The following is a 3752-nucleotide window of genomic DNA, read 5'->3' as shown; positions in this document are numbered from 1 at the left end:
CTCGTGCACGGCGCCCGCCGCCGGGCTCGCCGCGCGGCCGACGCCGGCCGCGGGAGCCGGAGTGTGTCCGCGAGGCAGCTCCTCGCCGCCGGCGCGGGGCGCCTTCGCGGACAGGGCCCGGGGACGGCATGCGCCGGAGACCGCCTAGTGGCGGCCGCGCGCGATCTGCACGTTCTCCAGGACGCCGAGGGCGTCGGGCACGAGGACGGCGGCGGAGTAGTACGTCGTGACCAGGTACGACATGATCGCCTGCTCGCTGATGCCCATGAAGCGCACCGAGAGTCCCGGCTCGTACTCCTCCGGCAGGCCGGTCTGCCGCAGTCCGACGACGCCCTGGTTCTCCTCGCCGGTGCGCATCGCGAGGATCGAGCTCGTGTTGTCCTTGCTGATGGGGATCTTGTTGCACGGCAGGATCGGCACACCGCGCCAGGCCGGGACCTGCTGTCCGCCGAGGTCGACGTGGTCCGGGTAGAGACCGGCGGCGTTGAAGCCCCGCCCGATCGCCGCGATCGTCCTCGGGTGGGCGAGGAAGACCTTGGTGCCGCGGCGCCGGCAGAGCAGCTCGTCGAGGTCGTCGGGGGTGGGCGGGCCGGAGTGGGTCTGGATCCGCTGCTTGAAGGCGGCGTTGTGGAGCAGACCGAACTCCCGGTTGTTGATGAGTTCGTGCTCCTGGCGCTCGCGCAGCGCCTCGATGGTGAGGCGGAGTTGCTCCTCGGTCTGGTTCATCGGCCCGTTGTAGAGGTCGGACACCCTGGTGTGGACGCGCAGTACCGTCTGGGCGACCGAGAGTTCGTACTCCCGCGGCTTGAGCTCGTAGTCGACGAAGGCGCCGGGCAGCGCCGCCTCGCCGACGTGCCCGGCCGACATCGCGATCTCGGCCTCGCCGTGCCGGTTCTGTGCGTGCTGGGAGCGCGAGTCGTACTGCTCGACGTGGTCCCGCAGGCTCGGTGCGGAGTCCACCACGGCCTCGAAGTCGGCGCGGGAGAGGGTGAGCAGGGTGCCGGAGGTCTCGGCCGTGGCCGTGCTCTCCCACCGGGCGTCCGCGTCCGTCAGGGCGGCCTCGCCGAACCGGTCCCCGTCCGCGAGCGTGGCCACCGCGACCTCGTCGCCGTACTTGCCGACCGAGGTCTGCGTGATCCGGCCGTGCGCGATCAGGTGGATGCGATCGGCCGGTGCCCCGCGCTCGACCAGTACCTCCCCGGCGCGGAAGTCGCGCTGCTCGCACCGGTCGGCGAGCGCGGCCAGCGCCTCGTCGTCCTCGAAGCCGCTCAGCAGGGCGAGTTCGCCGAGCTCACGGGGGATGACCCGGACGTCCGAGCCGTCCTGGACGAACTCGATCCGCCCGTCGCCGACGGTGTAGCTCAGCCGCCGGTTCACCCGGTAGGCGCCGCCCTTGGTCTCCACCCACGGGAGCACCCGCAGGAGCCACCTGGAGGTGATCTCCTGCATCTGCGGCGCGGACTTGGTCGTCGTGGCGAGATTGCGCGCGGCAGCCGTGCCCAGGCTGGACTGGCGGGGAGGCGGCACCTGCGCTTCGGGGCGGGTCTCGATGGTCATCGGGCGAGTTCTCCTTGGATGAGGCGCGGGCCGGCGCGGACGCCTGCCAACCGGCGGAAGAAGGAAGAAGAGAGCGAAAGCGATGCAACTTCACAGAAGGCGATGGAGCGTAATGAAGAAGGGCGAGAAATGACGAAGGAGGAAGAACGCGTGATTCGTGGGTGATCCGTTCAGATCCCTGGGAACCGTAACGGCCCTCGCGCCCAACTCGCCCGCTTGGCCTTCGGAGTTACTTCGATGCAGCGATCCTTGCGCCGCGATGTTTATCCTCCCGGCCGGCGGGTGCCCAACCCTTCCCTCTGTGCGCCTGCCGCACCCGCCGCCTTCCACCGGTCACTTCCGCCCCTCCCTCGCTTCGGCTCCTCCCGCCCCTCCCGCGCGGTGGTGCCTCACACGTCCAGGTGGGAGCGCACCGTCTCGACGAACTGCGGCGGTGCGGGCGGCATCGGCCCCTCGACCACGGTGCCGAGACTCACGTCGTAGCGCGTTCCCCACGGCGGGTCGACGACCTCGTACCCGTCCGCGCGCACCTGCTCCACGTTGCGGCGCACCGCCGCCTTGTCCCACATGGCCGCGCCCATCACCGGGAAGAACACCACGGGCACGGTGGCCTGGAGGACCGTGGCGGCGAGCAGGTTCGGCGCCGCGCCGCCGGCCACGGCCGAGAGCATGTTCGCGGTCGTCGGCAGCACGGTGACCAGGTCGTGCTCGGCCGCGAGGCTCGCGTGGTTGTCGCGCGGCCAGGTGGCGGGGGAGTCCCCGGTGACGACGCGTTCCGCGAACAGGCCCACCGTGTGCGGCGGCAGGAAGGTGGCGGCCGTGCGGGTCATGAACACCGTGATGCTTCCGGTGAACTGCGTGCGCAGGGCCGTGAGGTACACCGGCAGCAGCGCGACGGCGGCCGCGCCGCTCGCGCCTACCAGGAGCCGGCCACCGAAGGCCGAGGGTGCGTCGGAGGAGGTCATGTGGGTACCTGGCGCTTTCTCGAACGGGGAGACACCACGGAGCGGCCCGCGCCGCGGCGTCCTGCCCACCGTCGGGCCGCGCACGTCAGCATAGGAAATACAGCAGGAAATACCACTGAATGCCACTTATGCCACGCCATGGGCGCCATCCGTGTCATGCGAGTCGTACGTTCCACGTGTTCGGAGGTGTGCCGGGCTCGCCGGTTGCCGCCCCGGTGCCCCCTCCCCCCTCCCCCCTCGCCCTGCGGCCCGCCCCCTCGTGTCACGCTGTGCCGCCGCGCCCCACCGCTCCGACGGCGGCCCCACCGCTCCGGCTCACCGTCCGGCGGGGCGGTCGCCCGGTCCGGCGCCGGTGAACATCTCGACGAGGCTGTGCGGGGCCCGGTCGTTCAGGTACAGCGGAATCAGCCCGGCGGCTTCGACGGCGGCCTCCGCGCTCCTCGGGAACAGCGCCCCCTCGTACGCGGCGAGCCCGGCCTCGACGTCGCCGGGGTGAGCGGCCAGGGCGTTGCCGAGTTCGGCGCCGTCGAGCATCGCGAGGTTGGCGCCCTCGCCGGACGGCGGCATCAGGTGGGCGGCGTCGCCCAGCAGCGTCACGCCGGGCACGCGGTCCCAGCGGTGCTCGATCGGCAGGGTGTGGGGGAGCCGGAGGACCGGGGCCGTCTCGCCGTCGGTCAGGAGCGCCGTCAACTGCGGCGCCCAGCCCTCGAACTCCTCCGCCACACGGGCCGTCGCGCGAACGCTCGGGGACACCGACGCCGGTGCGACGCCGCGGGAGGCGATGCGCGCGCTCGCGCTCGGAATCTTCGACGCGGTCGAGACCCACCCCTGGGTCGGCGCGTACCTCGGCCGCGCGCACACGCAGTCGCCGACCGTGCGGATCTTCGAACGCATCGGAAGGCAGGTCCAGGCGCTCCAGGTGCCCGAGGACGCGTGGTTCACCGCGGCGTCCTCGGGGTCGCCGGCCAGAACGCGGCCAACAGCCGCTCGGTCGCGCCGGGCACCGACCGGGGGGCGCTCCTCGACACCGTGGCGAGCGGGTGGGAGGCGCTCGACCCGGGCGAGTACGCGTTCACCCGGGCCGTCGCCGACCGGCTGCGCGAGCACGACGACCGGGAGGAGTACCTGGCGGGCATCGACCTCATCCTCGCCGGGATCACCGCGCGCCCGTAGCCGCCGGCCGGCGCGGGGCGCGCCGCGGCCCGCCCGGCGCCGCCCGCCGCCGGCTTT

General features: G+C 72.7%; 3 protein-coding genes and 1 pseudogene. 1 reads left to right on the top strand and 3 read right to left on the bottom strand.

Translation table 11 applies throughout. The features are described from left to right. Window positions 1-144: 144 nt before the first annotated feature. From L1885_RS25290 to L1885_RS25280, 3 genes and pseudogenes are all read right to left on the bottom strand, one after another. Entirely contained in the window at window positions 145-1557 is a 1413-nt protein-coding gene (locus L1885_RS25290) for a family 2B encapsulin nanocompartment shell protein (protein ID WP_235799486.1), read from the bottom strand. Between the two features lie 389 nt (window positions 1558-1946). Further along, a complete protein-coding gene (locus L1885_RS25285; RefSeq protein WP_235799485.1) occupies window positions 1947-2522 on the bottom strand; it encodes a flavoprotein in 576 nt (191 codons plus the stop codon). Between the two features lie 315 nt (window positions 2523-2837). Further along, a pseudogene (locus L1885_RS25280) lies at window positions 2838-3257 on the bottom strand (FAD-dependent oxidoreductase); the annotation flags it as partial. Between the two features lie 198 nt (window positions 3258-3455). Here L1885_RS25280 and L1885_RS25275 point away from each other — a divergent pair. Further along, window positions 3456-3695, top strand: coding sequence for a hypothetical protein (locus L1885_RS25275; protein WP_235799484.1), 240 nt, complete (start codon window positions 3456-3458; stop codon window positions 3693-3695). Window positions 3696-3752: the final 57 nt, after the last annotated feature.

This window comes from Streptomyces fuscigenes (assembly GCF_021556455.1).
Taxonomy (GTDB): Bacteria; Actinomycetota; Actinomycetes; order Streptomycetales; family Streptomycetaceae; genus Streptomyces; species Streptomyces fuscigenes.
Note: the sequence above shows the minus strand (reverse complement) of the source record. Positions and strands in the feature narration are given on the sequence as shown.